Raw genomic sequence first — 25,088 nt, 5'->3', positions numbered from 1 at the left:
GCGAAACGCGCTGTTTACGCACGGCCCCAGCACGTAACACCCTCGAAACAGAACGCGGTCCCGCTCGAAACGTCCTCTCGTGAAACTTGGCGACACAGGTTCCCCGGCCTGTTATCCCCGAGAGAGGTTCGAGATGGATCAAGGCAACACCGCGTTCCTGTTGATCATGGCGGCACTGGTGCTGCTCATGACCCCCGGACTCGCGTTCTTCTACGGCGGTCTGGTGAAGGCGAAGAGCGTCATCAGCATGATGATGATGAGCTTCGGCGCGATCGGCCTCATCGGCGTGCTGTGGGTGCTCTACGGCTACGCGATCGCATTCCCCGGCTCGGAGGGCCTCGTCGCCCCCTGGTCCATCGACTGGTCGGCCATCGGCCTCACCAGCCTCCTCGAGACGCCTGAGGACGCGGCCTTCCCGCCGCTCGCCTTCGTCGGCTTCCAGGCGACGTTCGCGATCATCACGGTCGCGCTCGTCTCCGGCGCCATCGCCGACCGCGCCAAGTTCGGCGCGTGGATGATCTTCGCGGCCGTCTGGGCGACCATCGTCTACTTCCCGGTCGCGAGCTGGGTCTTCAACTTCGGCCTCGCCGACGACGGCTCCTTCGCGTACGGCGGCTGGACCACCTTCGGCCTGCAGGAGGCCTTCGGCGTCGGCGTCATCGACTTCGCCGGCGGCACCGCGGTGCACATCAACGCCGGTGCGGCTGCGCTCGCCCTGGCGCTCGTGCTCGGAAAGCGCGTCGGCTTCTCGAAGGGCGCGCACGTCCCTCACAACCCGCCCTTCGTGCTCCTCGGCGCCGGCCTCCTGTGGTTCGGCTGGTTCGGCTTCAACTCGGGTTCCGAGCTCGCCGCCGACGGCACCGCCGCACTCGCCTGGATCAACACGCTCGCAGCCCCCGCTGCGGCGCTGCTCGCCTGGCTCCTCGTCGAGAAGCTCAAGGACGGCAAGCCGACCTCGGTCGGTGCGGCATCCGGTGCCGTCGCGGGCCTCGTCGCCATCACCCCCGCCTGCGCGTCGCTGACGCCCGGCTGGGCGATCGTCCTCGGCCTCGTCGCCGGTGCGGTCTGCGCCCTGGCGATCGACCTGAAGTTCAAGTTCGGCTTCGACGACTCGCTCGACGTCGTGGGCATCCACCTCGTCGGCGGCCTCATCGGAACGCTGTACCTCGGCTTCTTCGCCAACGGCACCGGCCTCATCTACAGCGGTGACGGCACGCAGCTCCTGGTGCAGGCGATCGCAGCCTTCACGGTGCTCGTCTACTCGTTCGTGCTGGCCTTCGGCATCGGCTGGGTGATCGAGAAGACGATCGGCTTCCGCGTGAAGAACGAGGACGAGATCGCGGGCATCGACACCGCGGTCCACGGCGAGGACGCGTACAAGCTCGAGACCGTCTGACTCCTCTGAATCACCGCGAGGGCGGTGGGGTAGTGTGCGGGTGTGACTGACACCGGCCGCTTCCTCACCGCCCTTCGTCGTGCCATCCGCGGCCTCTTCGGAGCGTCGACGGGCAGTTCCACGAGAGCGGATGCCTCAGGGCGAGGGTCGGTCGCATCCGTTCGCACGTCGATCTCGACGGGGCTGCTCTCGCCGGGTCAGGCCGGCCCGTCGGCCACGGTCGAGGTGGACCCGAAGGGGCTCCGCGGCGTCGACCTCTCGTACGCCCCGTCGCCCGACGGACAGCCCGATCCGGGTGAGATCGTGTGGACCTGGGTGCCCTACGAGGAGCGCGATGGGCGTGGCAAGGACCGCCCGGTCGTGGTGGTCGCCGCATCCGGCCGGGACACGTTCCTGGCCGTGCAGCTGACGAGCAAGGCGCACGAGGGTTCACGCGACTTCGTGGCGCTCGGTGCCGGCGCCTGGGACGCCGCAGGGCGCCCGAGCTGGGCCAACATCGACCGGGTCTTCGAGGTGCACTCCGGCGGCATGCGCCGGGAGGCGGCATCGCTGGATTCCGAGCGCTACCTGAAGGTCGCGAAGGCGTTGAACGCCAGGTACGGCTGGCGCTGAGAGCGCCTCGCCGGGGCGCGGCCGTCGGCGGAGCATCTGCGTGTTAACTGAAGAAGGCCCCCAGTGGAGTGGGGGCCTTCGTGGGCGATGCCGGGCTCGAACCGACGACCTCTTCCGTGTGAAGGAAGCGCGCTACCAGCTGCGCCAATCGCCCATGTGGGATTCGCGGCTCACCGTGGTGACCGCGCGGAATCGATACTAGCGACGAACGCGCGCAATTGCACATCGAGCTGATAGTGGCGTGTCGGAGGGCCGCCGGGGTCCCTTCGGAGGCGGCCGACGAGCCGTTCGAAGCGTCCCCCCGAAGCGCTCGAAGGGGCGACACGCCCGGGTTGCGCGGCTGGATTCCGCCTGTCACCGGGTTGAACGCCGGGTGAACCCGGCTCAGTTTGTGAATCGATCGGAGTATCGGTTAGAGTCTCTCTGCACGCAGAAATGCGCAGCAACGCGGATGTGGCGCAGTGGTAGCGCATCACCTTGCCAAGGTGAGGGTCGCGAGTTCGAATCTCGTCATCCGCTCTGATCAGGATCAAGGCACCGCCTCGATCCTGTTCTTTGGTGGAGAACCCAGACGCGGTGGATTGGCCGAGAGGCGAGGCAGCGGCCTGCAAAGCCGTATACACGGGTTCGAATCCCGTATCCACCTCCAAAACCGAGACGCAGTGTCGGTTTCGGGCGATTGGCGCAGCGGTAGCGCGCTTCCCTGACACGGAAGAGGTCACTGGTTCGATCCCAGTATCGCCCACCGAAACGATGCCCCCGGTTCGCGCCGGGGGTTTTCGCTTTCGCGCGATTGGCGCAGCGGTAGCGCGCTTCCCTGACACGGAAGAGGTCACTGGTTCGATCCCAGTATCGCGCACAGACGAATGAACGCCCCGGCTCGCATGAGCCGGGGCGTTCGTCGTTCCTGCGGTCAGTGAGCGACTCGGGGCGGGCTCACCAGGTCGATGGTGCCGGGGGAGCGACGACCGGCGGACGGTCGTTGCAGGTGATCAGGTTCGGCAGGTACGGGGCGAGCCACGGGGTGCCGGGGTGGTACTCGTTCGCATCCACGCCGTCGTTGCCGCCGAGGTCGGCCAGCGCGAACTCCGATCCGTTCGCCCAGTCCCAGTTGAACGCGCCGCAGTTGTTCACGCCCCAGTGCCCGACTCCGCGCACGTCGACGTTCTCGAAGCTCGCGGACCCGGCCGTCCTGGCGCTGACGACGTTCGTGCCGGTGCCGTCGACGCGGATGTCGCGGAACTGGACTCCGTCGATGCGGTACACGTCCTTCACGCCCCACTCCGTGACCAGCATCATCGCGCTGTACGTGCTGTCGAGGAAGTGGTCGCCGCTCACGACGATGTCGGCCTGGTCGATGGAGCGGTCGAGCGCGTAGAACCAGATCGCGCCGAGCCCGATGTTCCAGTTGAGCTCGTAGGTGCCCGAGCGCACGGTCGTGTTGTCGGCGATCGACAGCGTGCCGGTGAACGGCTCGGCGCCGAAACGGGACCCCACGTGGATGCCGCTGCCCTCGCGCACGGGGTCGGCGACGAGGTTGTTCGACACGGTCGTGTCGGTTCCGCCGTAGATCGCGATGCCGTTCGCGAGCGACGGCGACTGCACCGTGTTGCGATCGAAGGCGTTCCCGGAGTTCGCGATGTGCTCCGACCACATCGCCAGACCGTCGTCGCCCGTGTTCCGGATGAAGTTGTTCGAGACCGTCGAGCCGGTGACGCCGGTGTGGAAGTTCAGCGCGTCCGCGATCTGGTTCACGATGATGTTGTCCTCGACGACCAGATCGTGCATCGGTCCGTCGAACCACATGCCGACCTTCGTGTGGCTGAGGTGCAGGCCGCGGATGCTCGACGAGCTCATCGCGCCGCCGATGCCGTTCACCTGGTCGGTGTCGATGCGCTCGCGCACATCGCCCTCGATCGCGAAGCCCGAGAGGTGCACGTTCGTGCTGCCGCCGTCCGCGGCCTCCTTGCCGTAGAAGCCGACGCCCGTGTGCACGGAGCCGTCGGGCGCGGGCGTGTCGAGGGCAACCTCGCGCCCTCGGATGATCGTGTACCAGTTGCCTGCGCCCTCGATCGTCACGTCGTCGACGATGATGTGCCGGCTGATCGAGTAGATGCCGGGCGGCACGTAGACGGGCAGGCGATGCGACTTCGCGAAGGCGATCGCGCGGTCGAACGCGGCAGACGCATCGCGCTTGCCGAACGGGTCGGCGCCGAAGAGGAGCACGTTCGCCGCCTTCAGCCGCACGTGCGGCGCCGCGACCCGCTCGGTATCGACGACGTCGATCGTGGTGACGACGGCGGGCGAGTCCTTCGGGGCGGTGAGGCGCACCACGTCGCCGGCGCGATGGGTCTTGCCGAGGAGCATCCGCTGCTCGTCGTAGAAGTGCATGGGGCGGAACGGCTTGGCGACGGCGTATCCGGCGCCCGGCACGCAGCCGCACTCCGTGATCCACCAGTCGGGGTGCAGCAGGTCGGCGTTCGGGTCGTTCGTGAAGGGGTACTGGTTGTAGAGCCACGAGTACTCCGACGTGAGCGTCATCGTCTGCGCGCGCCCGCCGTTCACCGAGACCGCGAGCGGCGCCTGGATGCCGCCGCCGTCGGCGGAGTCGGGGATGCTGTACCGCACGGTGATCGCGTTCGCGGCGGCCGGGAGCGTGAACTCGACGTACTCGCCGGGATCGAGCTGCACCGCACTGCGCCCCGAGGCCTCGGCGGGCAGCGTGTACGCGTCGCGCGCGGGGCCGATGACCGAGCCGGTGGTCTTCGCGTTCTCGGCCTCCTGCTCGAGGAACGGCACGTCGGCGCCCCTGCCCTGCACGAGCGCCGGGTCGAGCGCGGCCCTGGTCACGACGGGTGCCGGCTTCGGCGGAGCGGCGGAGGCCGCGAGCGGTCCCGACACGGCCCCTCCGACGGCGAGGGCGAGGATCGCGACGGCGGCGGCGGTGCGCCGTCGGCGCGAGGCGGGCGGTCGCGGGTGCATCGGCACGGCTTCGGAACTGGCGCGGGTCGTCATCGACTCGATTCCTCTCGTGGTGTACGTCATCGGACACGGGTGCGATCCCGTCGAGTGAGGCGAATGTACGGCCCGGCGTTCGCTGCTCACAAGGCGTGATCGGTGATTGTCGAGAGAATGTCGAGTTCTTGCGCGATGGCACGCAAGCGATCGCAAGCGGAGCGGGCCGAACCGGCCTCTCGCTGCAAGATTCGGCGCAAGCGGTGCGCGCGGCCCCGCGTCCGATCGCGTGCTCCCGGCGGGCGATTCGCCCGTCCGCGCCCGACTACAGTTGAAGGGTTCATCTCAACTCACAGGGAGTGGTTCACAGTGGCCGACGGTTTCGAGCTCTTCACCGATCGCTCCGTTGTCGCGATGCGCGTCAACGGCGAGCTCAAGGATCTGGCCACGACGGTGACGGACGCCGACGAGGTCGAGCCCGTGAGCATCGACTCGCCCGACGGGCTGAGCATCCTCCGCCACTCCGCCGCCCACGTGCTGGCGCAGGCCGTGCAGTCGATCAACCCCGAGGCGAAGCTCGGCATCGGCCCGCCCGTGGCCGACGGCTTCTACTACGACTTCGACGTCGCAGCGGCGTTCAGCCCCGAAGACCTGAAGGCGCTCGAAAAGGAGATGGGTCGCATCATCCGTGCGGGTCAGCGCTTCGTGCGACGCGTCGTCACCGACGACGAGGCCCGCGCCGAACTCGCGAACGAGCCCTACAAGGTGGAGCTCATCGGGCTGAAGGGCGCCGGTGGGCACGGCAAGGGCTCGGGCGACGACCACGAGTCCGTCGAGGTCGGCGCGGGCGAGCTCACCATCTACGACAACGTCGACCCGAAGACCGGCGAGGTCGCCTGGAAGGACCTCTGCCGCGGTCCGCACCTGCCGAACACCCGCATGATCGGCAACGGCTGGGCGCTGCAGCGCGTCGCGGGCGCGTACTGGCGGGGGAGCGAGAAGAACCCGCAGCTCCAGCGCATCTACGGCACCGCGTGGCCCACGAAGGACGAGCTGCGTGCCTACCAGCACCGCCTCGAGGAGGCCGCCAAGCGCGACCACCGCAAGCTCGGCAAGGACCTCGACCTCTTCTCGTTCCCCGACGAGATCGGCTCGGGCCTCTCGGTCTGGCACCCCAAGGGCGGCATCATCCGCGGTGAGATGGAGCAGCACGCGCGTCGTCGGCACATCGAGGGCGGCTACACCTACGTCTACACGCCGCACATCTCGAAGGAAGACCTCTTCCTCACCTCGAACCACCTCGTCACCTACAAGGACGGCATGTTCCCGCCCATCGTGATGGACGAGGAGCGCGACGCGGAGGGCAACGTCACCAAGCAGGGCCAGGACTACTACCTGAAGCCCATGAACTGCCCGATGCACATCCTCATCTACAAGGAGCGCGGGCGCAGCTACCGCGACCTGCCGATGCGGCTCGCCGAGAACGGCACGGTCTACCGCAACGAGCTCTCGGGGGCACTGCACGGCCTCACGCGCGTGCGCGGCTTCACCCAGGACGACTCGCACCTGTTCGTGACCCCCGAGCAGCTCGAGACCGAGGCGACCCGGGTGCTCGAGTTCGTGATCTCGATGCTCCGCGACTTCGGCCTCGAGGACTTCGAGCTCGAGCTGTCGATGCGCGACGACGAGAAGTCGAAGTGGATCGGCTCCGACGAGTTCTGGGAGTACTCCACCAACGCGCTGCGCAACGTCGCGGTCGCGAGCGGGCTGAAGCTCACCGAGGTGCCGGGCGAGGCCGCGTTCTACGGGCCGAAGATCGACCTCAAGACCCGTGACGCGATCGGCCGCACCTGGCAGCTCTCGACCGTGCAGGTCGACCCGAACCTGCCGGAGCGCTTCGGCCTCGAGTACACGGGCCCCGACGGCGAGCGGCACCGCCCGATCATGATCCACCGCGCGCTCTTCGGCTCGATCGAACGGTTCTTCGCGATCCTGCTCGAGCACTACGCGGGCGCGTTCCCGGTGTGGCTCTCGCCCGTGCAGGTCGTCGGCATCCCGGTGGCCGAGCAGTACGCGGACTACCTCGACGAGATCATCGCGAAGCTCCGCGCGCAGGGCGTGCGCGCCGAGGTCGACCACTCCGACGACCGCATGCAGAAGAAGATCCGCACCCACACGACACAGAAGGTGCCGCTGCAGCTCATCGCGGGCGAACAGGACCGCTCGGGCGGCACGGTGTCGTTCCGGTTCCGCGACGGCACCCAGACGAACGGCGTGCCGGTCGACGACGCGATCGCCCTCGTGCTCGGCGCGATCTCCGGCCGCAAGCTCGTGAACACGGCCGAGGACCTCGCGTGACCGACCGCTCGACGAGCCCCGAACCCGCGGACGACGCGGCGCAGGGGCTCGTCGATGCGGCGACCCTGCCGGGCGTGCCCGACGCGTTCCAGCGCCTCTGGACGCCGCATCGCATGGCGTACATCAACGCCGGCGCCGACGCGATGCGGGCGGCCTGCCCGTTCTGCGCGGCACCCGACCTGTCCGACGCAGACGGGCTCATCGTGCACCGCGGGCGCACCGCCTACGTGCTGCTGAACCTGTTCCCGTACAACTCCGGACACCTGCTCGTGTGCCCGTACCGCCACATCGCGACCTACGACCAGGCGACGCCCGAGGAGGTCGCCGAGATCGGCGAGCTGACCCAGACCGGCATGCGCGTGCTCCGAGAGGTCTCGCGCTGCGACGGGTTCAACATCGGCATGAACCAGGGCGCGGTCGCCGGGGCCGGAGTCGACGAGCACCTGCACCAGCACATCGTGCCCAGGTGGGCGTCGGACGCGAACTTCTTCCCGATCATCGCCCGCACCAAGGCGCTTCCGCAGTTGCTCGGCGAGGTTCGCACGGCGGTGTCCGAGGCCTGGCCGGCGACGACGGCCTGACGCCCGGCCGGTCTGCACGGGGTGCCGACGACGGGAATCGGTCGACGGACGCCGACCCGCGGCATCCGCCCGATCGATGCGACCGAGCGGATGCCGGTGGTCAGCGCACCTTGCGGACGGTGAACTGCATGCGCGGGTTGGCGTAGGCCTCCTGGGACCCGACGAGCTGCAGCTCGCGCTCGCCCGACTCGTAGGTGCGCTCGAGCAGGTCGAACACGCTCGACGTGGTGCGCGCGAGGGCGTCTGCGGCGTCGCGGGTGCGCAGGTAGTGCGCCGTGAAGAGGGCGGCGCTGACGTCGCCCGAGCCGTTGGCCTTCATGGGCAGCAGGGGAGTCTGCACGATCCATGCGCCGTGGTCGTCGACGGCGAGCATCTCGATCGTGCCCGCTTCACGGTCGGGGCGCTCGACGCTCGTGACGAGCACGATCGACGGGCCGGTCGCGCGGATCAGGTCGACCGAGGCGAGCGTCGACTCGAGGGTGTCGGGTTCGGTGTCGGTCAGGAAGCCGAGCTCGAACTGGTTCGGCGTGATGAGGTCGGCGGCGGGGACCACGCGCTCGCGGAGCAGGATCGGGATGGCCGGCGCCACGAAGCATCCGGATTTCGCGTTGCCCATGACGGGGTCGCACGCGTAGATCGCCTCGGGGTTCGCGGCCTTGACCCGCGCGACGGCGTCGAGGATGACGTCGGCGATGCCCTCGCCGCCCTGATAGCCCGAGAGCACGGCGTCGGTGCTCGGGAAGGCGCCGCGCTCCTCGATGCCGGTGATGACCTCGCGGACGTCGTCGGGCGAGATGAGCGGCCCGCGCCAGGCGCCGTAGCCCGTGTGGTTCGAGAAGTTGACCGTGTAGACCGGCATCACCTCGACGCCGATGCGCTGCAGGGGGAAGACGGCGGCTGAGTTGCCGACGTGGCCGTAGGCGACCGCCGACTGGATCGAGAGAATCTTCACCGATCGATCATCGCACCTTCGGCGGGTGCGCTCAGCCCGGGAGACGGTGCTGGTCGCGCACCGCCCGGACCGCGAGCACCGACGCGCCGATGTCGGCCGCGAGCTTCGCCAGGTCGACGTCGGGAAGCTCGTGCACCGTGAGGCGCAGGCGCTCGGAAGGCGATCTGTCGCCCAGCGCGAATTCGTCGCCGGGGCGGACGAGCCATCCGCGACGCATGAGCTGCTCGGAGACGTCGCGCGCGGGCACGCCCAGCGGGACCCAGACGTTGAGACCGTCGCCGGGATCGGCCTGCATTCCCTCGTGCGCGAGCAGGCCGGCGAACCGCGCGTTTCGCTCGGCGTAGTGCTCGCCAGCCCGTTCGATGCGCTCGCGCACGTCGGGGTCGCCGAGGAGTGCGTGCACGAGGCGCTGCAGCAGGTGGCTGACCCAGGTCGTGCCGGGTGTCAGCCGCATCGCGAGCCGGTCGGCCGTCTCGGGGTCGGATGCAGTGACGGCGAGGCACATGTCGGGACCGAGGAACTTCGACACCGAGCGCACCAGGGCCCATCGTCGGTGGCCCGGGCCGATCATCGAGTGATGGGGGCGCCTCGAGAGCAGCGAGTAGTGGTCGTCCTCGATGACGAGCACGTACGGATGCTCCGCGAGCACGGCTCGCAGGTCGGCCGCGCGCTGCGCCGACAGGCTCGCACCCGTCGGGTTCTGCGCGCGGGGCGTGCAGATGACGGCCCGCACACCCTGCTCGAGCGCGGCGCGGAGCCCCTCGACGGTCATGCCCTCGTCGTCGACCGGCACGGGCACAGGGCGGTATCCGGCGACGCGCACGGTGTGGATGCTGGTGAGGAAGCACGGGTCCTCGAGGGCGACCGCGTCGTCGCGGGTCAGGGCCTGGGCGAGCAGGCGCTCGACGGCGTCGGCCGCGCCGCTCGTGACGGTGATGCGCATCGGCGTGCCGTCGGGGAGGTCGGTGCTCATCCACTCCTGCGCCGCCCCCTCGAGGCCGGGGTCGATGACGGGCTCGCCGTAGAGCACCGGTCGGCGGGCGATGCCGGCGAGGGCGGCGGACGGATCGGGGATGCGGGAGGCGTCGGGGTTGCCCGTGGCGAGGTCGCGGAGCGCGGTGTCGGCGGCGAAGCCCTCCTGCGCGACGGGCGACGCGGCAGCGACGCGCGTGCCGCCGCGGCCTAGGGTGACGACCACGCCCGCGTTCGTGAGCTGCCGGTACGCCGAAACCGCGGTGTTGCGGTTGACGCCGAGCTGCTCGGCGAGGGCGCGCACGGGCGGCAGCGCGTCGCCCGGGCGCAGTGCGCCGCGCTCGATGAGCGTGCGGAGGCTTTCGGCGATCTCGGACGCCGAGCGGCCTTCGATGTCGACGATCACGTCACCGTCCTTCTTCTCGTCTGCGGTCGCTTGTCGCCCATGCTACCTTTTGGCCTAGGACAAACATCCTCTTTGTCTGAACTGCTGCGCGTCGTCGGCGCGCACCTCCGAAGGGATCCCCAGTGACCGTACCCGAGACGGGCTCCAGCCGCGTGAAGCGCGGCCTCGCCGAGATGCTGAAGGGCGGCGTGATCATGGACGTCGTCACCCCCGAGCAGGCCCGCATCGCCGAGGACGCCGGTGCCGTCGCCGTCATGGCGCTCGAGCGCGTGCCCGCCGACATCCGCGCCCAGGGCGGTGTCGCCCGCATGAGCGACCCCGACCTCATCGAGGCGATCATCGCCGAGGTCTCGATCCCCGTCATGGCGAAGGCCCGCATCGGCCACTTCGTCGAGGCGCAGGTGCTGCAGGCGCTCGACGTCGACTACATCGACGAGTCCGAGGTGCTCTCGCCGGCCGACTACGTGAACCACATCGACAAGTGGGCGTTCAACACGCCGTTCGTGTGCGGTGCGACCAACCTGGGCGAGGCGCTCCGTCGCATCAACGAGGGTGCGGCCATGATCCGCTCCAAGGGCGAGGCCGGCACCGGCGACGTGTCCGAGGCGACCAAGCACATCCGCAAGATCACGTCCGAGATCAACGTGCTGCGCTCCATGACGAAGGACGAGCTCTACGTCGCGGCGAAGGAACTGCAGGCGCCGTACGAACTCGTGGTCGAGATCGCCGAGACGGGCAAGCTGCCCGTCGTGCTCTTCACCGCGGGCGGCGTCGCGACGCCAGCCGACGCAGCGATGATGATGCAGCTCGGCGCCGACGGCGTCTTCGTCGGCTCCGGCATCTTCAAGTCGGGCAACCCCGAGGCGCGCGCCGCAGCCGTTGTCAAGGCGACCGCGTTCTACGACGACCCCGCCGTCATCGCGGAGGTGTCGCGCGGTCTCGGCGAGGCCATGGTCGGCATCAACGTCGCCGACCTCGCCGCACCGCACCGGCTCGCCGAGCGCGGCTGGTGACGACCCTCCACCGGGCGTCGCTCGACGCGGGGGAGTCGGCCTCGGCCGACGCCCCCCGCGTCGGCGTGCTCGCGCTGCAGGGCGACTTCCGCGAGCACGCGCGCGTGCTCGCCGGTCTCGGCGCGAACGTGTCGCTCGTGCGCCGGCCGACCGACGTCGACGCGATCGACGGGCTCGTGATCCCCGGCGGCGAGTCGAGCGTCATGGACAAGCTCTCGCGCATGTTCGGCCTCGCCCGGCCGCTCCGGACGGCGATCGCCGGCGGCCTGCCCATCTACGGCACCTGCGCCGGCCTGATCATGCTCGCCGACACAGTCCTCGACGCCATCGAGGGTCAGGAGTCCCTCGGTGGCCTCGACGTCGAGGTTCGCCGCAACGCCTTCGGCTCGCAGAACCAGTCGTTCGAGACCGACCTCGAGGTGCCCGCGCTCGGCCACGCGCCGGTGCACGCGGTGTTCATCCGCGGCCCGGTCGTTGAGTCGGTCGGCGCTCGGGCGACCCCGCTCGCGACGCTCGCCGACGGCCGCGTCGTCGCCGTCGAGCAGGGCAACCTGCTCGGCACGAGCTTCCACCCCGAGATCACGGGGGAGCACCGCTTCCACGAGTACTTCCTCGACAAGGTGCGAGCCCGCGCGCTGGCGGCGTAACCGAAGGTCAGGGCTCACCCGGGCGGGGCACGCGGGGCGACCCCGATCAGATCATGGGGTTGTCCCCGGTGCGGCGGTGCCCGTGCCGCGGTTGGGTGGCCGCATGACCACACGCCTTCCCAGCACCGGTGCGCCCGATCCCGCCGCCGCCCCCAGCACGACCTGTCGCAGCGACGAGGTCGTCGTCATCCACCGGCTCTTCCGCCGGCTGTTCGCCGAGGCGCCGTCGCTCGTGCGGGGCGTCGCCCCCGACGACACGGCGCACGCCAGGCGCGTGGCCAAGCACCTGCACGGCATCATCGCGCTCCTGCACGTGCACCACCGCACCGAGGACGCCTACTTCTGGGACGTGATGACCGACCGGGCCCCGGCCTGCGGGCTGCACGTCGAGCTCATGCGGCGTCAGCACGGAGCGGTCTCCGACCGGCTCGACGTCGCGGACGCGCTCGTCGACCGGTGGGCGCACCGGGCCGACGCGCGGACGGCCGCCAGGATCGCATCCGAGCTCGAGGAGGTCGACCGGCTGCTCGTCGAGCACCTCGCCGACGAGGAGCGCGACGCGTTCCCCGTGCTCGACGCGATCCTCTCGGACGCCGAGTGGGACGACATCCACAGGCACGCCCAGCGGCACAAGCCGCCGATGCCCATCTTCGTGCTGCTCGGCCTCATGATCGAGAGCGTGCCCGAGGCCGAGCGCGAGCAGTGGCTGGCGAAGGAGATGCCTGCCCCGGTGCGACTCGCGTACCGCGCGGTCGGCCGCCGCCAGTACGAGCGCGCGGTCGAGCGCCTGCGCTCGCACGGCCGCGAGCCCCGCGGATCCACGGGCGCGGCTCCCGCGTTCGCCTGAGGCCGGGAGGGCGATCGGCTCCCGCGTTCGCCTGAGGCCGGGAGGGCGATCGGCTCCCGCGTTCGCCTGAGGCCGGGAGGGCGATCGGCTCCCACTTGCGGCTGCGGCGTCGTACGCTCGGCCCATGACCTCGTACATCGCCCTCCTCCGAGGGGTGAACGTCGGCGGCATCACCGTCAAGTCCGCCGACCTCAAGGCACTCTTCGAGTCGCTCGGGTTCAGCGGCGTGCGAACGGTGCTCGCCAGCGGGAACGTCGCGTTCGACGACGGCGATCCCGACGACGAGGGGCCGGCCGCGGCATCCGTCGCCCTGAAGGCCCGGATCGAGCGAGCGCTCGGCGAACGCTTCGGGTACGAGGCGTGGATCGTGCTGCTCACCCGCGAGGAGCTGGAGCGCGTCGTCGCGGCGTTCCCCTTCGACCCCGAGCGCGAGGGCTGGCATCCCTACGTGCTGTTCGGGTCGGATGCCGCACATCTCGCCGAGCTGCAGGAGGCGAGCAGCGATCTCGACGCGGCCGACGACGTCGTGCAGGCGGGAGACGGGGTGCTGTACTGGCACAACCGGCGCGAGCGCGGAGTCGACAGCGCCTTCTCCAAGCTCACCGCGAAGGCGCGGTTCAAGCCGACGACCACGAATCGCAATCTGCGGACCCTGGTCAAGCTGCTCGCTTGAACCCCTCCTGAACGCGCGCTGGCTAGACTGGTCTGGCGCGAACCGGAACGCATCGGTCGCGGAGGATTCGATTCAGGAGACGCATGTCCGGGCATTCCAAGTGGGCGACGACCAAGCACAAGAAGGCGATCATCGACTCGCGCCGTGCCAAGTCGTTCGCGAAGCTCATCAAGAACATCGAGGTCGCCGCCAAGATGGGCGGGGCCGACATGAACGGCAACCCCACCCTGTACGACGCCGTGCAGAAGGCCAAGAAGACCTCGGTGCCGAACGACAACATCGACCGTGCCATCAAGCGCGGCGCCGGCATCGGCGGCGAGGCCGTCGAGTACCAGAGCATCACGTACGAGGCGTACGGCCCGGCGGGCGTGGCCCTCATGATCGAGGTGCTCACCGACAACAAGAACCGTGCCGCCGCCGAGGTGCGCACCGGCCTGAACCGCAACAACGGCACGCTCGCCGACCCCGGTTCGGTCGCCTACAACTTCTCGCGCAAGGGCGTCATCGTCGTCTCGGGCGAGGGCACGACCGAAGACGACGTCATGATGGCGGCCCTCGAGGCCGGCGCAGAAGAGATCGAGCCGCACGCGCAGGGCTTCGAGGTCGTCACCGACCCGTCGGCCATGGTCGACGTGCGCAAGGCGCTGCAGGAGGCCGGACTCGACTACGAGTCCGCCGACATCGAGTTCGTGCCGAACCTCAAGGTCGAGATCGACGCCGACGCCGCGCGCAAGGTCTTCCGCCTCATCGACGCCCTCGAAGACAGCGACGACGTGCAGAACGTGTACGCGAACTTCGACCTCACCGCCGAGGTGCAGGCCGAGCTCGAGTCCGACGAGTAGGCCGACCTCCGTGCGGGTGCTCGGCATCGACCCCGGCCTCACCAGATGCGGCGTGGGCGTGGTCGACGTCGAGGCGAACCGCACGGCGCGGCTCGTCGACGTGGTCGTGCTGCGCACACCGGCCGACCTCGACACGCCGAACCGCCTCGTGCGCATCGCCGAGGGGCTCGAGGCGATCCTCGACGAGCACCGGCCGCAGGCCGTCGCGCTCGAGCGGGTGTTCGCTCGCAGCGACGTCTCGACGATCATGGGAACGGCGCAGATCTCGGGCGTCGCGATGCTGCTCGCGGCCCGGCGCAGGCTGCCCGTCGCCCTCCACACGCCGAGCGAGGTGAAAGCGGCGATCACGGGCTACGGTCGCGCCGACAAGGCCCAGGTCGGCGCGATGGTCGCGCGCATCCTCGGGCTCGAGTCGGTGCCCAAGCCCGCGGATGCCGCGGACTCGCTCGCGCTGGCCATCTGCCACGCCTGGCGCACGGGCGGGGTCGCAGGTGCCGCCGTCGCCGACTCGTCGAACCCCGACGCGGCATCCGCGAGCACCCTCACCCCCGCGCAGCGGGCGTGGCTCGCCGCGGAGCGTTCCGCGGCCGTGTCGGGGGCCGCCCGTAGGGTGAAGGAGTGATCTCCTCCCTCCGCGGCCAGGTGCTCGTCGCCGCAGGCACCACGCTCGTCCTCGAGGTCGGCGGTGTCGGCATGCAGGTGCACACCACCCCCGCACTCGTGCTCGCCGCCCGCGAGGGCCATGAGCTGTTCGTGCACACGAGCCTCATCGTCCGCGAAGACGCCCTGACCCTGTTCGGGTTCGGCACGCGCGACGAGCTCGACGTGTTCGAACTCCTCATCGGCGTGACCGGCGTCGGTCCGCGCTCGGCGCTCGGAGTGCTCTCGGCGATGTCGCCGTCGCAGATCGCCACGGCCATCGCCGGCGACGACGACGCCGCCTTCCGCAAGGTCTCGGGCATCGGGCCCAAAACGGCGAAGCTCATCACGGTCTCGCTCGCCGGCAAGCTCGTCGCCCCGGCCGCCGCCGAGGCGTCGGCGGGCGCGACCCACATCCCGCGCGGCGTCGCCGACAGCGTGCTCGCGGCACTCACCGGCCTGGGCTGGTCCGAGCGCGCGGCGGTCGAGGCCGTCGACGAGGTCATGGCCGAGGCGACCGCCGCCGATGCCGCATCGGTGCCGGCGGTGCTGCGACTCTCGCTCGCCCGGCTCGGTCCGTCGCAGGCCTCCGGGAGGGCCCGATGAGCGACGCCGGGGGAGCAGACCTCGATCTGACCGACCCCGTGCTCGCATCCGAGGCGGAGCTGGCGTTCGAGGGCGCCCTCCGTCCGCGCAGCCTCGCGGAGTTCGTGGGCCAGACCCGCGTGCGCGGGCAGCTGCAACTGCTGCTCACCGCGGCGACCCTGCAGCAGCGCACGCCAGACCACATCCTGCTCGCCGGCCCGCCCGGCCTCGGCAAGACGACCCTCGCGATGATCGTCGCGCACGAGAGCGGTCGTCCGCTGCGCATGTCGAGCGGTCCCGCGATCCAGCACGCGGGCGACCTCGCCGCGATCCTGAGCTCGCTCGTTCCGGGCGAGGTGCTCTTCATCGACGAGATCCACCGCATGGCGCGTTCGGCAGAGGAGATGCTCTACCTCGCCATGGAGGACTTCCGCATCGACATCATGGTCGGCAAGGGCGCCGGAGCGACCTCCGTGCCTCTCGACCTCGCGCCGTTCACCCTCGTCGGGGCGACGACGCGCGCCGGACTGCTGCCGAACCCGCTGCGCGACCGGTTCGGCTTCACGGCCCATCTCGAGTTCTACGACGACGCCGAGCTCGAGCAGGTGCTGGCGCGTGCCGCCGCGATGCTCGGTCTCGACATCGATCGCGCGGCCCTCGTCGAGATCTCCGGGCGGTGCCGCGGCACGCCGCGCATCGCGAACCGCCTGCTCCGGCGCGTGCGCGACTACGCGCTCGTGCACACGGGGCGCGCAGACGTCGCCACGGTGCAGGCCGCGCTCGACCTCTACGACGTCGACGCGCTCGGGCTCGATCGACTCGACCGCGCCGTGATGCAGACGATCCTGACGCGGTTCGGCGGCGGACCGGTCGGCCTGAACACCCTCGCGGTATCGGTCGGCGAGGAGTCCGAGACCATCGAGGCCGTCGTCGAGCCGTTCCTCGTGCGCATCGGTTTGATCACGCGAACGCCTCGCGGGCGCGTCGCGACGCCTGCCGCATGGCGGCATTTCGGGCTCGCGAACGGCGACACGGCTCTTCCGATCGATGACCTATAATCCATTGAGGCTCAGTCCTCACCGCCGTCGACTTCGTGCGGTTCACCGCACTCCGGAAGGTTCTCCCCCCAAATGACGCTCGATCCGTTCACCATCATCATGCTCGCCGTCCTGGCGGTCCTGATCTTCTTCATGTTCCGCAACTCGCGCAAGCGTCAGGCCGAGGCCCAGAAGCTGCAGTCGAGCGTGGTTCCCGGTGCCCGGGTCATGACGAACTTCGGCGTGTTCGGCACGATCGTCTCGATCGACGAAGAGGAGAACCAGGTGCAGCTCGAGGCCGCACCCGGCACCGTGCTCACCGTGCACCGCCAGACCATCGCCCGCGTGGTCGAGCCCGCCGCCGTCGAAGACGAGGCCGGCGCCCACGAGGCGATCGAGGGCGAGCCCGAGTTCGGCGAGCGCGATGAGGCGCACCGTGCCGAGAACCCCAACGACACGACGCCCGACACCAAGAAGTCGGAAGACTAAACCCCTACACCCGAGGAACGGCCCACGCCGCTTCGGCGTGGGCTCCTGCAAAGAAAGCAGAACCTGTGGCTGCACCCTCCAAGCGGTCGTCGCGTCCGGCGTCCGTTCGCAAGGCCTGGCGATCCCTCACCTGGCTGGGCGTGATCATCGTCGGCCTCTTCGCCGTCAACGCTGCCGGTGTGATCTGGGGCGGCGGCTCCTGGACGCCGAAACTCGCCCTCGACCTCGAGGGCGGCACGCAGATCATCCTCGAGCCGCAGCTCGAGAGCGGCGAGACCGCGACGCAGGAGCAGCTCGACCAGGCGGTGTCGATCATCCGCCAGCGCGTCGACGCCTCGGGCGTCGCCGAGCCCGAGATCAACACCGAGGGGTCGAACGTCGTCGTCCGCATCCCGGGTGAACTCGACGACCAGACGCGTGCGCGCATCGAGTCGTCGGCGAAGCTCGAGCTGCGTGCGGTGCTCCTGTCGGATGCCGCGACGAACCAGCAGATCAGCCCGTCCGACGACCCCGCCGCCACGGAGCCCGCCGAGGAGCTCTCGTCGACGCCGACGACCGAGCCGACCGACGGCAGCGACCCGGCCTGGGTGACTCCCGCCCTGCAGGAGGAGTTCGACACGTTCGACTGCTCGACGCTCGACGACGCCGAGACCAACGTGGCCCCGGCCGACGAGCCGCTCGTCACGTGCGACCAGTCGCGACAGGTCAAGTACCTGCTCGGCCCGGTCGAGGCGAGCGGCGAGAACATCGTCGACGCCACCAACGGCCAGGTGCAGACCCAGACGGGTGCGAGCACGGGGCAGTGGGCCGTCAACATCCAGTTCGACGACCAGGGCACCAAGGACTTCGCGTCGGTCAGCACGCGCCTTTACGGCCTCTCAGGCCAGACGCCGCGCGACCAGTTCGCGTTCGTGCTCGACGGTGCGGTGCTCACCGCCCCGTCGATGAACGGCGCGATCACCGACGGTCGCCCGCAGATCACCGGCAACTTCACGCAGGAGTCCTCGAAGGCCCTCGCCGACCAGCTCAAGTTCGGCGCGCTGCCGCTGAGCTTCACCGTCGAGTCGTCCGAGACGATCTCGCCCACGCTCGGCACCTCGCAGCTCCAGGCGGGTCTGCTGGCGGGCATCATCGGCCTGATCCTGGTCATGATCTACACGCTGTTCCAATACCGGGCGCTCGGGTCGGTGACGATCGCCTCGCTCGTGATCGCCGGCATCATCACGTACCTGATGATCACGATCCTGTCGTGGCGCGAAGGCTATCGCCTCTCGCTCGCCGGTATCGCCGGTCTGATCGTGGCGATCGGCTTCACGGCCGACTCGTTCATCGTGTACTTCGAGCGCGTGCGCGACGAGCTCCGAGACGGGCGTCCGCTCGTCGGCGCCGTCGAAGCCGGCTGGAAGCGCGCGTTCCGCACCGTGCTCGCGTCGAAGGGCGTGAACCTGCTCGCCGCCGTGGTGCTCTTCATCCTCGCGGTCGGCAGTGTGAAGGGCTTCGCCTACACGCTCGGTCTCACGACGATCATCGACGTCATCGTCGTCATCCTGTTCACGCACCCCATGCTGCAGCTGCTCGCGCAGACGAAGTTCTTCTCGAGCGGCAACCCGTGGTCCGGTCTCGACCCGACCGCGCTCGGTGCGGTCTACCGGGGCCGCGCGGAGTTCCGCAAGCCGGTCGCGGTGCCCGCCGGCAAGGTGGCGTCCAGTTCGAAGGAAGCACAGCGTCGTCAGACCATCGCGGAGCGCAAGGCGAACGCGACCGTCGGCGCAGGTTCGAGTGAAGGCAAGGAGTCCTGATGGCGAGCCGTCTGACCACGTTCGGCAACGACCTCTACACGGGCAAGCGCTCGTTCAACTTCGTCGGCGGCCGCAAGACCTGGTACGTCATCGCCGCAGTGCTGATCGTGCTCACGATCGCGATCCCCGCGATCCGCGGCGTGCACTTCAGCATCGAGTTCCGCGGCGGCTCGCAGTTCCAGATCGCCGACGTCTCGAACCCCGATCCCGCGATCGCGCAAGACGCCGTGGCGTCGGTCGTCCCCGAGGCAACCACGACCGTACAGGTCGTCGGCCAAGACGGCATCCGCGTGCAGACCGACCAGCTCGAGCAGGCCGACTCGCTCGCGGTGAGCAAGGCCCTGGCCGAGGCGTACGAGGTGCCCGCGTCGGAGGTCACCTCCTCGTTCATCGGTCCGAGCTGGGGTGCGGATGTCACCAGGCAGGCCCTCGTCGGCCTCGGCGCGTTCCTGCTGCTCGCCGGCATCATCATGGCGATCTACTTCCGCACCTGGAAGATGTCGCTCGCCGCGATCCTCGCGCTCATCGCCGACCTGATCGTGACCGTGGGGCTCTACGCCGCAGTCGGGTTCGAGATCAGCCCGGCCGCGACCATCGGTATCCTCACGATCCTCAGCTACTCGCTGTACGACACCGTCGTCGTGTTCGACAAGATCCGTGAGAACACGGCCGAAGACGGGCAGGAGTCGCGGCGCACGTTCGCCGAGTCCGTCAACCTCGCGGTCAACCAGACCCTCGTGCGCTCGATCAACACGAGCGTCGTCGCGGCGCTGCCCGTCGCGTCGATCCTCTTCATCGGCGCCGGCGCCCTCGGTGCCGACACGCTGCGCGACATCTCGCTCGCACTGCTCATCGGCATCCTCGTCGGCACCTGGTCGACCGTCTTCCTCGCCGCACCGCTCTACTCGCAGCTCCGCGAGGGTGAGCCGGCGATCAAGCGGCACGACCTGAAGGTGCTGAAGGATCGCGAGCGCGCAGGCGAGACGGCCGGTACCGATGCGGAGCCCGCGCACGCGTGATGTCCGCCCTCGGCGAGATCGGCATGTGCACGCCTCCGGAGCGACGATAATTGAGTTCCGGAGGTGTGCGCATGACTGAGACTGGGGTCAACTCGACCGCATCGCTGCGACGGCTCGTGCCGCGCATCTTCTCGAAGGCCACGCCCTCAGGGGCGGTCGACACCCTGCTCCGCACGGTGCGCATGCACCACCCGAAGGCCGACCTCGCGCTCGTCGAGCGCGCATATACGGTCGCCGAGCGCGCCCATGAGGGCCAGAAGCGCAAGAGCGGCGAGCCCTACATCACGCACCCGGTCGCGGTCGCGCAGATCCTCGCCGATCTCGGCATCGGCTCGAAGACCGTCGCCGCGGCGCTGCTGCACGACACGGTCGAAGACACGGCGTACACCCTCGACCAGGTGCGCGCCGATTTCGGCGACGAGATCGCGATGCTCGTCGACGGCGTCACGAAGCTCGACAAGGTCAAGTACGGCGACTCCACTCAGGCCGAGACCGTTCGCAAGATGATCGTCGCGATGTCGAAGGACATCCGGGTGCTGATCATCAAGCTGGCGGACCGACTGCACAACGCCCGGACCTGGGGCTTCGTGCCCGCCGAGTCCGCGACGCGCAAGGCGACCGAGACGCTCGAGATCTACGCACCGCTCGCTCACCGCCTCGGTATCCAGACGATCAAGTGGGAGCTCGAGGACCTCTCGTTCGCCGTGCTCTACCCGAAGCTCTACGCCGAGATCGAGAGCCTCGTCAAGCAGCGGACCCCGCAGCGCGAGGAGTTCGTGCAGCAGGTCATCGACCTGGTCAACGACGACCTCAAGAGCGCCCGCATCCGGGGCAAGGTCGCCGGGCGCCCGAAGCAGTACTACTCGATCTACCAGAAGATGATCGTGCGCGGGCGCGACTTCGACGAGATCTACGACCTCGTCGGCATCCGGGTGCTCGTCAACTCGGTTCGCGACTGCTATGCGGTTCTCGGTTCGATCCACGCGAGGTGGACGCCGGTGCCGGGCCGGTTCAAGGACTACATCGCGACGCCGAAGTTCAACCTCTACCAGTCGCTGCATACGACCGTCATCGGCCCGAAGGGCCGTGCGGTCGAGATCCAGATCCGAACGCACGACATGCACCAGCGTGCCGAGTACGGTGTCGCCGCGCACTGGAAGTACAAGGAGCGCATGGCCACGGGCCGCGCCGACTCCGCGAACGCGAGTGCCAACGAGACCGACATGGCGTGGCTCGCACACATCTCCGACTGGCAGGCCGAGACGGCCGATCCGGGGGAGTTCCTCGATTCGCTCCGATACGAGATCGGCGCGAAGGAGGTCTACGTGTTTACGCCCAAGGGGCGCGTGATCGGGCTTCCGGCCGGGGCGACTCCCGTCGACTTCGCTTATGCGGTGCACACCGAGGTCGGCCATCGCACGATGGGCGCCAAGGTGAACGGTCGCCTGGTTCCGCTCGAGAGCACGCTCGCGAGCGGCGACGTCGTCGAGGTGTTCACCTCGAAGAACCCCGACTCCGGTCCGAGCCAGGACTGGCTCGGCTTCGTCAAGAGTCCCCGCGCGCGCAACAAGATCCGTCAGTGGTTCACCAAGGAGCGGCGCGACGAGGCCATCGAGCAGGGCCGCGACGCGATCGCGCGGGCGATGCGCAAGCAGAACCTGCCACTGCAGAAGCTCATGAGCCAGGACTCGTTCGCCGAGGTCGCGGCGCAGCTCCGCTACGAAGACGTCTCGGCGTTGTACGCGGCCGTCGGCGAGGGCCATATCTCCACCCAGTCGGTGCTCGAGAAGGTCGTCGCGCTCGTGCGCGACGTGCAGGAGGGCGACGAGGCCGAACTGCCGATCCCGACCCGCTCGCGGACCACGCAGCGGCACTCCGACTCGGGGGTGCTCGTGCGCGGAGCGCCCGACATCCTCGTCAAGCTGGCCCGATGCTGCACCCCGGTGCCGGGCGACGAGATCGTCGGCTTCATCACCCGCGGTTCGGGGGTCTCGGTGCACCAGTCGACCTGCCACAACGTGCAGTCCTTGATGCGCGAGTCGGAGCGCATGATCGACGTCGAGTGGGCGCCGAGCTCGAAGAGCGTGTTCCTGGTGCAGATCCAGATCGAGGCCCTCGATCGCGCCGGCCTGCTGTCGGACGTCACCCGGGTGCTCTCGGAGCACCACGTGAACATCCTCTCGGCGAACGTCTCGACCTCGACCGACCGGCTCGCGCTCAGCAAGTTCGTCTTCGAGATGGGCGACACCACGCACCTCGACCGCGTGCTGAACGCCGTGCGCCGTATCGACGCGGTGTACGACGTGTACCGCGTCAGCGACGGCTGAAGCCCGAAACACCCCTCCGACGGGCATCCGACGCACGGTCGAGCCTCGACGATGCGCGCGCGGTGAAGGGCACGCGGGTGGTCGTGTCGAGTCGCTCCCGGACCTCGGCCTCGAGCGCGGGGTGCTCCGTGAGGAGCATCGCGACCGCGTCGATCGCCTCGAGATCGTCGGTCGTCGGATCACGCAGCAGGTCGAACGCCGTGCGCACGACGGTGGTGCACCGCACCCCTCCGATCAGCGTCACCTCGTCGTCCGACAGGCGCACCTCGCGCACGACGATGCCCGGATCGGAGATGATCGAGATCCGGGCATCGGCCGGCACGCAGAACTGCGCTCGTCTCGGCAGCGATACGCAGGCGCCATGAACCCAAGCGGCAGACATCCGCTCGACGATGAGGTCGCGGCGAGCACCGTGGGCGACCGCGAGCGCGCGGAGGGCCGGAAGATCGGGTTCGTCGATCGGCGCCCAGGCGTCTGCGAGGGCGAACAGGTCGCCGTCGATGCGGGCGGCGCACAGTTCCGCGATCGAGAGGTCGTCGGTTCCGAGCACCGAGGGAAGTCTGGTCATGCCCTCATCTTGGACGCGGCGCTCGGTCCTGCGCACTGAGAACAGTCGACTGTGGAGAACTCGCGCCGGCTGACGCGAACGCCCCCCGGCTCGATCCGAACCAGGGGGCGCTTCGACGTTCTCTCAGCGGTGATCAGCCGCCGACGGCCTTGAGCCAGGCGCGGCGAGCCTCGAGCGCCTCGCGGGCCTCGGCGATGGCCCGGGCATCGCCCGCCGCCTCCGCTGCGGCGAGCTCGGCCTCGAGCTTCGCGATGGCGTCGTGGAGCTGGCCGAGCATGCCCTCCGAGCGGGCCTTCTTCTCGGGGTCCTCGCGCTCCCAGCGCTCGTCTTCAAGCGAGCGGACGTGGTTCTCGACCTTGCGAAGGCGGTCTTCGACCGTGCGGACCTGATCGCGCGGCACGCGGCCGATCTCGTCCCATTCGCGCTGCACCTTGTTGAGGGCGGCTCGAGCCGGTTTCGGATCCTTCTCGCCGAGGATCTTGTCGGCTTCGTCGAGCAGCGCGAGCTTGGCCGTGAGGTTCGCCCGGTACTCCTCGTCGTCGCGCGCGTCGATCTCGGCCTTGGCGCCGAACAGCACGTCGCCCGCGGCCTTGAACTTCGCCCACAGCGCATCGTCGAGCTTCTTGCCTGCGCGGCCGGCCTGCTTCCACTCGTCGAGCAGCTGCCGGTATTCGCCGATGCCGTCGGCGCCGCGGGGGGCGAGGGCCTCTGCGCGCTCGATGAGTCGCTGCTTGCGCGTGCGGACGTCGCGGTGCGCGGCGTCGAGATCGGCGAAGAAGGCCTTGCGGTGCGTCTCGATGGTCGAGCGGGCCGCGCGGAATCGCTTCCAGAGGTCGTTCGCATCGTTCTTCGGCAGGCGGGGGCCGTCCTGCTGGTGGCGCTGCCAGGCGGCGAAGAGCCCGTCGAGTTCGGCGGTGGTCTGCTTCCACTGGGTCTTCGCCGGGTCTTGCGCGGCGAGCGCCTCGGCCTGCTCGACGATGCGCGTGCGCTCGGCGATGGCATCGGCCAGGGCCGCCTTCGCCTCTGCCTGCTGCTGCTCCGTGAGCTCCTTGGTGGTGCCCGAGAGCGCCTCGAGGCGCGTCGACAGGGCGTCGAGGTCGCCGACGGCGTGTGCCGCGGCCACGGACTCCTTGAGCGTGTTGACCGCCTTCGCGACGTCGGCCGCCGGTGCGCCGCGTCGGACGCGCTGCTCGAGCAGGGTGACCTGCCCGGCGAGATCTGCGTACTTCCGCTCGAAGTAGGCGAGCGCCTCTTCGGGGGTCGCGTCGGGGTACTGCCCGACTTCGCGCTCACCGTCGTTGGTGCGAACGAAGACGGTGCCCGTCTCGTCGACGCGGCCCCACGGCTGCTGTGCTGAATCGGTCACGGCCTCACCCTGTCGTGCTCGGAAGCCGCCCTTCGGCGGCGTTGTCGGTTCAACCCTATTGCACCGCCGGAAGGGTGCGCGGGCGTGGTCGGTTACTGGACGGTCACGGAGGTCATGGTGACGGGCACGACAGGGGCGCCGTCGGTGGCGCCGTCGACGACCCCGGCGTCGATGACGCCGGACTGGAGCTGGTCGAGCCCGCTCGTGACCTTGCCGATCACGGTGTAGCCGCCGACGCCGTCTTCGGCCGGAAGCGTGGTGTCGGCGTAGACGATGAAGAACTGGCTGCCCTGGCTGTACCCGTTGCCGCTCTGGCGGGCCATCGCGATCGTGCCCGCCGGGTACACGCCGTCGTCGGGGTCGTTCTCGACCGGGCCGTAGCTGTAGCCGGGGCCGCCGCTGCCGTCGCCGTTCGGGTCGCCGCACTGGAGCACGAAGATGCCCTCCGTCGTCAGGCGGTGGCATCCGACGCCGTCGTAGAAGCCGGACTGGATCAGGCTGATCTCGCTGGAGACCGCCTGCGGCGCGGCCGCACCGTCGAGCTCGATGCCGAGGGGGATGTCGTTGAGCGTGAGCGTGCCCGTCCAGGTGCGCCCCTCGGCGAGGTCGGACGAGGGCACGTCGCCGGTGTTCTGACCCGTCGCGTCGGTCGGGGGAGCGGTCGTGGCCTCGGGGCTCGCGACCGGCTCCGGGGTGCCGGGGCCTCCGCCGAAGTAGAAGAGCTGCGCGGCGGTCGCGAGCACGAGCACCACGACGAGCGCGACGGCGGCGATCACGTTGTCGCGCGTGCGTCGCCGCTGCTTGCCCTCGTGCACCCGCTGACGGGCCTGGTAGGTGCGAAGTCGCGCTCGTTCCTCGCGCGCCTGACGGTCGTTGGATGCCACGCATGCTCCTTCTGGGGGACTCCTGCGTGCAGACTCTACGCAAGCGCGGGTCCCGGCACCAATCGCCCATGGCTCGTCGATTCGCGCGGCCTGCGCGCGTCATCGGTGTCGGATGCCGCGG

Annotated in this window: 22 protein-coding genes and 5 tRNA genes; 20 read left to right on the top strand and 7 right to left on the bottom strand. The window is 69.5% G+C overall.

Annotated features, from left to right (window positions below; translation table 11 throughout):
- Nucleotides 1–133 precede the first annotated feature (133 nt).
- Nucleotides 134–1,396 (top strand): ammonium transporter, encoded by a 1,263-nt coding sequence (locus tag ACFVS8_RS02930; protein WP_387057390.1) that lies wholly within the window; start codon nt 134–136, stop codon nt 1,394–1,396.
- 42 nt (nt 1,397–1,438) lie between these two features.
- Entirely contained in the window at nt 1,439–2,008 is a 570-nt protein-coding gene (locus ACFVS8_RS02925; RefSeq protein WP_387057388.1) for a type II toxin-antitoxin system PemK/MazF family toxin, read from the top strand.
- A gap of 81 nt (nt 2,009–2,089) precedes the next feature.
- On the opposite strand, the gene ACFVS8_RS02920 is transcribed toward ACFVS8_RS02925, so the two are convergent.
- Nucleotides 2,090–2,162 (bottom strand) — tRNA-Val (locus ACFVS8_RS02920).
- 293 nt (nt 2,163–2,455) lie between these two features.
- On the opposite strand from ACFVS8_RS02920, the gene ACFVS8_RS02915 reads away from it, so the two are divergent.
- The 4 genes from ACFVS8_RS02915 to ACFVS8_RS02900 all read left to right on the top strand — a co-directional run bounded on the left by ACFVS8_RS02915 (nt 2,456) and on the right by ACFVS8_RS02900 (nt 2,867).
- Nucleotides 2,456–2,527, top strand: a tRNA-Gly gene (locus tag ACFVS8_RS02915).
- 56 nt (nt 2,528–2,583) lie between these two features.
- Nucleotides 2,584–2,657 (top strand) — tRNA-Cys (locus ACFVS8_RS02910).
- Nucleotides 2,658–2,681: 24 nt separating this feature from the next.
- Nucleotides 2,682–2,753, top strand: a tRNA-Val gene (locus ACFVS8_RS02905).
- 42 nt (nt 2,754–2,795) lie between these two features.
- Nucleotides 2,796–2,867 (top strand) — tRNA-Val (locus ACFVS8_RS02900).
- A 77-nt stretch (nt 2,868–2,944) separates the two neighbouring features.
- On the opposite strand, the gene ACFVS8_RS02895 is transcribed toward ACFVS8_RS02900, so the two are convergent.
- A complete protein-coding gene (locus ACFVS8_RS02895; protein WP_387057386.1) occupies nt 2,945–5,023 on the bottom strand; it encodes a glycosyl hydrolase family 28-related protein in 2,079 nt (692 codons plus the stop codon).
- 354 nt (nt 5,024–5,377) lie between these two features.
- On the opposite strand from ACFVS8_RS02895, the gene thrS reads away from it, so the two are divergent.
- Together thrS and ACFVS8_RS02885 are read left to right on the top strand one after the other, a co-directional pair.
- Nucleotides 5,378–7,321 carry a threonine--tRNA ligase gene (gene thrS / locus ACFVS8_RS02890; protein WP_387058161.1) on the top strand — a complete coding sequence of 648 codons (1,944 nt, stop codon included), beginning with the start codon at nt 5,378–5,380 and terminating at the stop codon, nt 7,319–7,321.
- Complete coding sequence (locus ACFVS8_RS02885; protein WP_387057384.1) at nt 7,318–7,902, top strand: HIT family protein; 585 nt, start codon at nt 7,318–7,320, stop codon at nt 7,900–7,902. The genes thrS and ACFVS8_RS02885 overlap by 4 nt, the downstream gene beginning before the upstream one ends.
- Nucleotides 7,903–8,002: 100 nt before the next feature.
- Here the strand turns inward: ACFVS8_RS02885 and pdxY are convergent, their stop codons facing one another.
- Together pdxY and ACFVS8_RS02875 are read right to left on the bottom strand one after the other, a co-directional pair.
- Complete coding sequence (pdxY, locus tag ACFVS8_RS02880) at nt 8,003–8,854, bottom strand: pyridoxal kinase PdxY (protein ID WP_387057382.1); 852 nt, start codon at nt 8,852–8,854, stop codon at nt 8,003–8,005.
- 31 nt (nt 8,855–8,885) lie between these two features.
- Entirely contained in the window at nt 8,886–10,232 is a 1,347-nt protein-coding gene (locus ACFVS8_RS02875) for an aminotransferase class I/II-fold pyridoxal phosphate-dependent enzyme (protein ID WP_387057380.1), read from the bottom strand.
- A 122-nt stretch (nt 10,233–10,354) separates the two neighbouring features.
- Between ACFVS8_RS02875 and pdxS the strand changes: the two genes are divergently transcribed.
- The 12 genes from pdxS to ACFVS8_RS02815 all read left to right on the top strand — a co-directional run bounded on the left by pdxS (nt 10,355) and on the right by ACFVS8_RS02815 (nt 22,149).
- A complete protein-coding gene (gene pdxS / locus ACFVS8_RS02870; RefSeq protein ID WP_387057378.1) occupies nt 10,355–11,245 on the top strand; it encodes a pyridoxal 5'-phosphate synthase lyase subunit PdxS in 891 nt (296 codons plus the stop codon).
- Entirely contained in the window at nt 11,242–11,892 is a 651-nt protein-coding gene (gene pdxT / locus ACFVS8_RS02865) for a pyridoxal 5'-phosphate synthase glutaminase subunit PdxT (RefSeq protein ID WP_387057377.1), read from the top strand. The genes pdxS and pdxT overlap by 4 nt, the downstream gene beginning before the upstream one ends.
- A 103-nt stretch (nt 11,893–11,995) precedes the next feature.
- The gene (locus ACFVS8_RS02860) at nt 11,996–12,739 is read left to right on the top strand and encodes a hemerythrin domain-containing protein (RefSeq protein ID WP_387057375.1); all 744 of its coding nucleotides are present in this window, start codon (nt 11,996–11,998) and stop codon (nt 12,737–12,739) included.
- A 124-nt stretch (nt 12,740–12,863) separates the two neighbouring features.
- Nucleotides 12,864–13,412, top strand: coding sequence for a DUF1697 domain-containing protein (locus tag ACFVS8_RS02855; RefSeq protein WP_387057373.1), 549 nt, complete (start codon nt 12,864–12,866; stop codon nt 13,410–13,412).
- A gap of 83 nt (nt 13,413–13,495) precedes the next feature.
- The gene (locus ACFVS8_RS02850; protein ID WP_387057371.1) at nt 13,496–14,254 is read left to right on the top strand and encodes a YebC/PmpR family DNA-binding transcriptional regulator; all 759 of its coding nucleotides are present in this window, start codon (nt 13,496–13,498) and stop codon (nt 14,252–14,254) included.
- A 10-nt stretch (nt 14,255–14,264) separates the two neighbouring features.
- Nucleotides 14,265–14,876: a crossover junction endodeoxyribonuclease RuvC gene (gene ruvC / locus ACFVS8_RS02845; protein ID WP_387057369.1), complete on the top strand. Its 612-nt coding sequence runs from the start codon at nt 14,265–14,267 to the stop codon at nt 14,874–14,876.
- Nucleotides 14,873–15,499, top strand: coding sequence for a Holliday junction branch migration protein RuvA (ruvA, locus tag ACFVS8_RS02840; protein WP_387057367.1), 627 nt, complete (start codon nt 14,873–14,875; stop codon nt 15,497–15,499). The genes ruvC and ruvA overlap by 4 nt, the downstream gene beginning before the upstream one ends.
- Nucleotides 15,496–16,536 carry a Holliday junction branch migration DNA helicase RuvB gene (ruvB, locus tag ACFVS8_RS02835; RefSeq protein WP_387057365.1) on the top strand — a complete coding sequence of 347 codons (1,041 nt, stop codon included), beginning with the start codon at nt 15,496–15,498 and terminating at the stop codon, nt 16,534–16,536. The genes ruvA and ruvB overlap by 4 nt, the downstream gene beginning before the upstream one ends.
- 72 nt (nt 16,537–16,608) lie before the next feature.
- Nucleotides 16,609–17,004, top strand: coding sequence for a preprotein translocase subunit YajC (gene yajC / locus ACFVS8_RS02830; protein WP_387057363.1), 396 nt, complete (start codon nt 16,609–16,611; stop codon nt 17,002–17,004).
- Between the two features lie 65 nt (nt 17,005–17,069).
- Entirely contained in the window at nt 17,070–18,803 is a 1,734-nt protein-coding gene (gene secD / locus ACFVS8_RS02825) for a protein translocase subunit SecD (protein WP_387057361.1), read from the top strand.
- Nucleotides 18,803–19,822 carry a protein translocase subunit SecF gene (secF, locus tag ACFVS8_RS02820; RefSeq protein ID WP_387057359.1) on the top strand — a complete coding sequence of 340 codons (1,020 nt, stop codon included), beginning with the start codon at nt 18,803–18,805 and terminating at the stop codon, nt 19,820–19,822. The genes secD and secF overlap by 1 nt, the downstream gene beginning before the upstream one ends.
- Before the next feature lie 71 nt (nt 19,823–19,893).
- Complete coding sequence (locus ACFVS8_RS02815; RefSeq protein ID WP_387057357.1) at nt 19,894–22,149, top strand: RelA/SpoT family protein; 2,256 nt, start codon at nt 19,894–19,896, stop codon at nt 22,147–22,149.
- Here ACFVS8_RS02815 and ACFVS8_RS02810 read toward each other — a convergent pair.
- From ACFVS8_RS02810 to ACFVS8_RS02800, 3 genes are all read right to left on the bottom strand, one after another.
- Nucleotides 22,136–22,717, bottom strand: coding sequence for a hypothetical protein (locus tag ACFVS8_RS02810; protein ID WP_387057355.1), 582 nt, complete (start codon nt 22,715–22,717; stop codon nt 22,136–22,138). The genes ACFVS8_RS02815 and ACFVS8_RS02810 overlap by 14 nt on opposite strands.
- 133 nt (nt 22,718–22,850) lie before the next feature.
- Nucleotides 22,851–24,083, bottom strand: a complete 1,233-nt coding sequence (locus ACFVS8_RS02805) for a DUF349 domain-containing protein (protein ID WP_387057353.1) — start codon at nt 24,081–24,083, stop codon at nt 22,851–22,853.
- Nucleotides 24,084–24,175: 92 nt separating this feature from the next.
- Nucleotides 24,176–24,967, bottom strand: coding sequence for a peptidylprolyl isomerase (locus ACFVS8_RS02800; protein WP_387057351.1), 792 nt, complete (start codon nt 24,965–24,967; stop codon nt 24,176–24,178).
- Nucleotides 24,968–25,088 lie beyond the last annotated feature (121 nt).

It is taken from the genome of Agromyces sp. NPDC058110 (assembly GCF_042884735.1).
In the GTDB taxonomy this organism is placed as follows: domain Bacteria; phylum Actinomycetota; class Actinomycetes; order Actinomycetales; family Microbacteriaceae; genus Agromyces.
The sequence above is the reverse complement of the archived record's forward strand: the minus strand, read 5'-3'. Positions and strand labels throughout refer to the sequence as shown.

Bases quoted from the DNA above. Each gene is read 5' to 3' on its own strand.
- ACFVS8_RS02860 (WP_387057375.1), top strand. From the start codon at position 11,996: ATGACCACACGCCTTCCCAGCACCGGTGCGCCCGATCCCGCCGCCGCC.
- ACFVS8_RS02855 (WP_387057373.1), top strand. From the start codon at position 12,864: ATGACCTCGTACATCGCCCTCCTCCGAGGGGTGAACGTCGGCGGCATC.
- ruvB (WP_387057365.1), top strand. From the start codon at position 15,496: ATGAGCGACGCCGGGGGAGCAGACCTCGATCTGACCGACCCCGTGCTC.
- ACFVS8_RS02810 (WP_387057355.1), bottom strand. From the start codon at position 22,717: ATGACCAGACTTCCCTCGGTGCTCGGAACCGACGACCTCTCGATCGCG.
- ACFVS8_RS02895 (WP_387057386.1), bottom strand. From the start codon at position 5,023: ATGACGACCCGCGCCAGTTCCGAAGCCGTGCCGATGCACCCGCGACCG.
- thrS (WP_387058161.1), top strand. From the start codon at position 5,378: ATGCGCGTCAACGGCGAGCTCAAGGATCTGGCCACGACGGTGACGGAC.
- yajC (WP_387057363.1), top strand. From the start codon at position 16,609: ATGACGCTCGATCCGTTCACCATCATCATGCTCGCCGTCCTGGCGGTC.
- ACFVS8_RS02930 (WP_387057390.1), top strand. From the start codon at position 134: ATGGATCAAGGCAACACCGCGTTCCTGTTGATCATGGCGGCACTGGTG.
- ACFVS8_RS02815 (WP_387057357.1), top strand. From the start codon at position 19,894: ATGACTGAGACTGGGGTCAACTCGACCGCATCGCTGCGACGGCTCGTG.
- ACFVS8_RS02850 (WP_387057371.1), top strand. From the start codon at position 13,496: ATGTCCGGGCATTCCAAGTGGGCGACGACCAAGCACAAGAAGGCGATC.
- secF (WP_387057359.1), top strand. From the start codon at position 18,803: ATGGCGAGCCGTCTGACCACGTTCGGCAACGACCTCTACACGGGCAAG.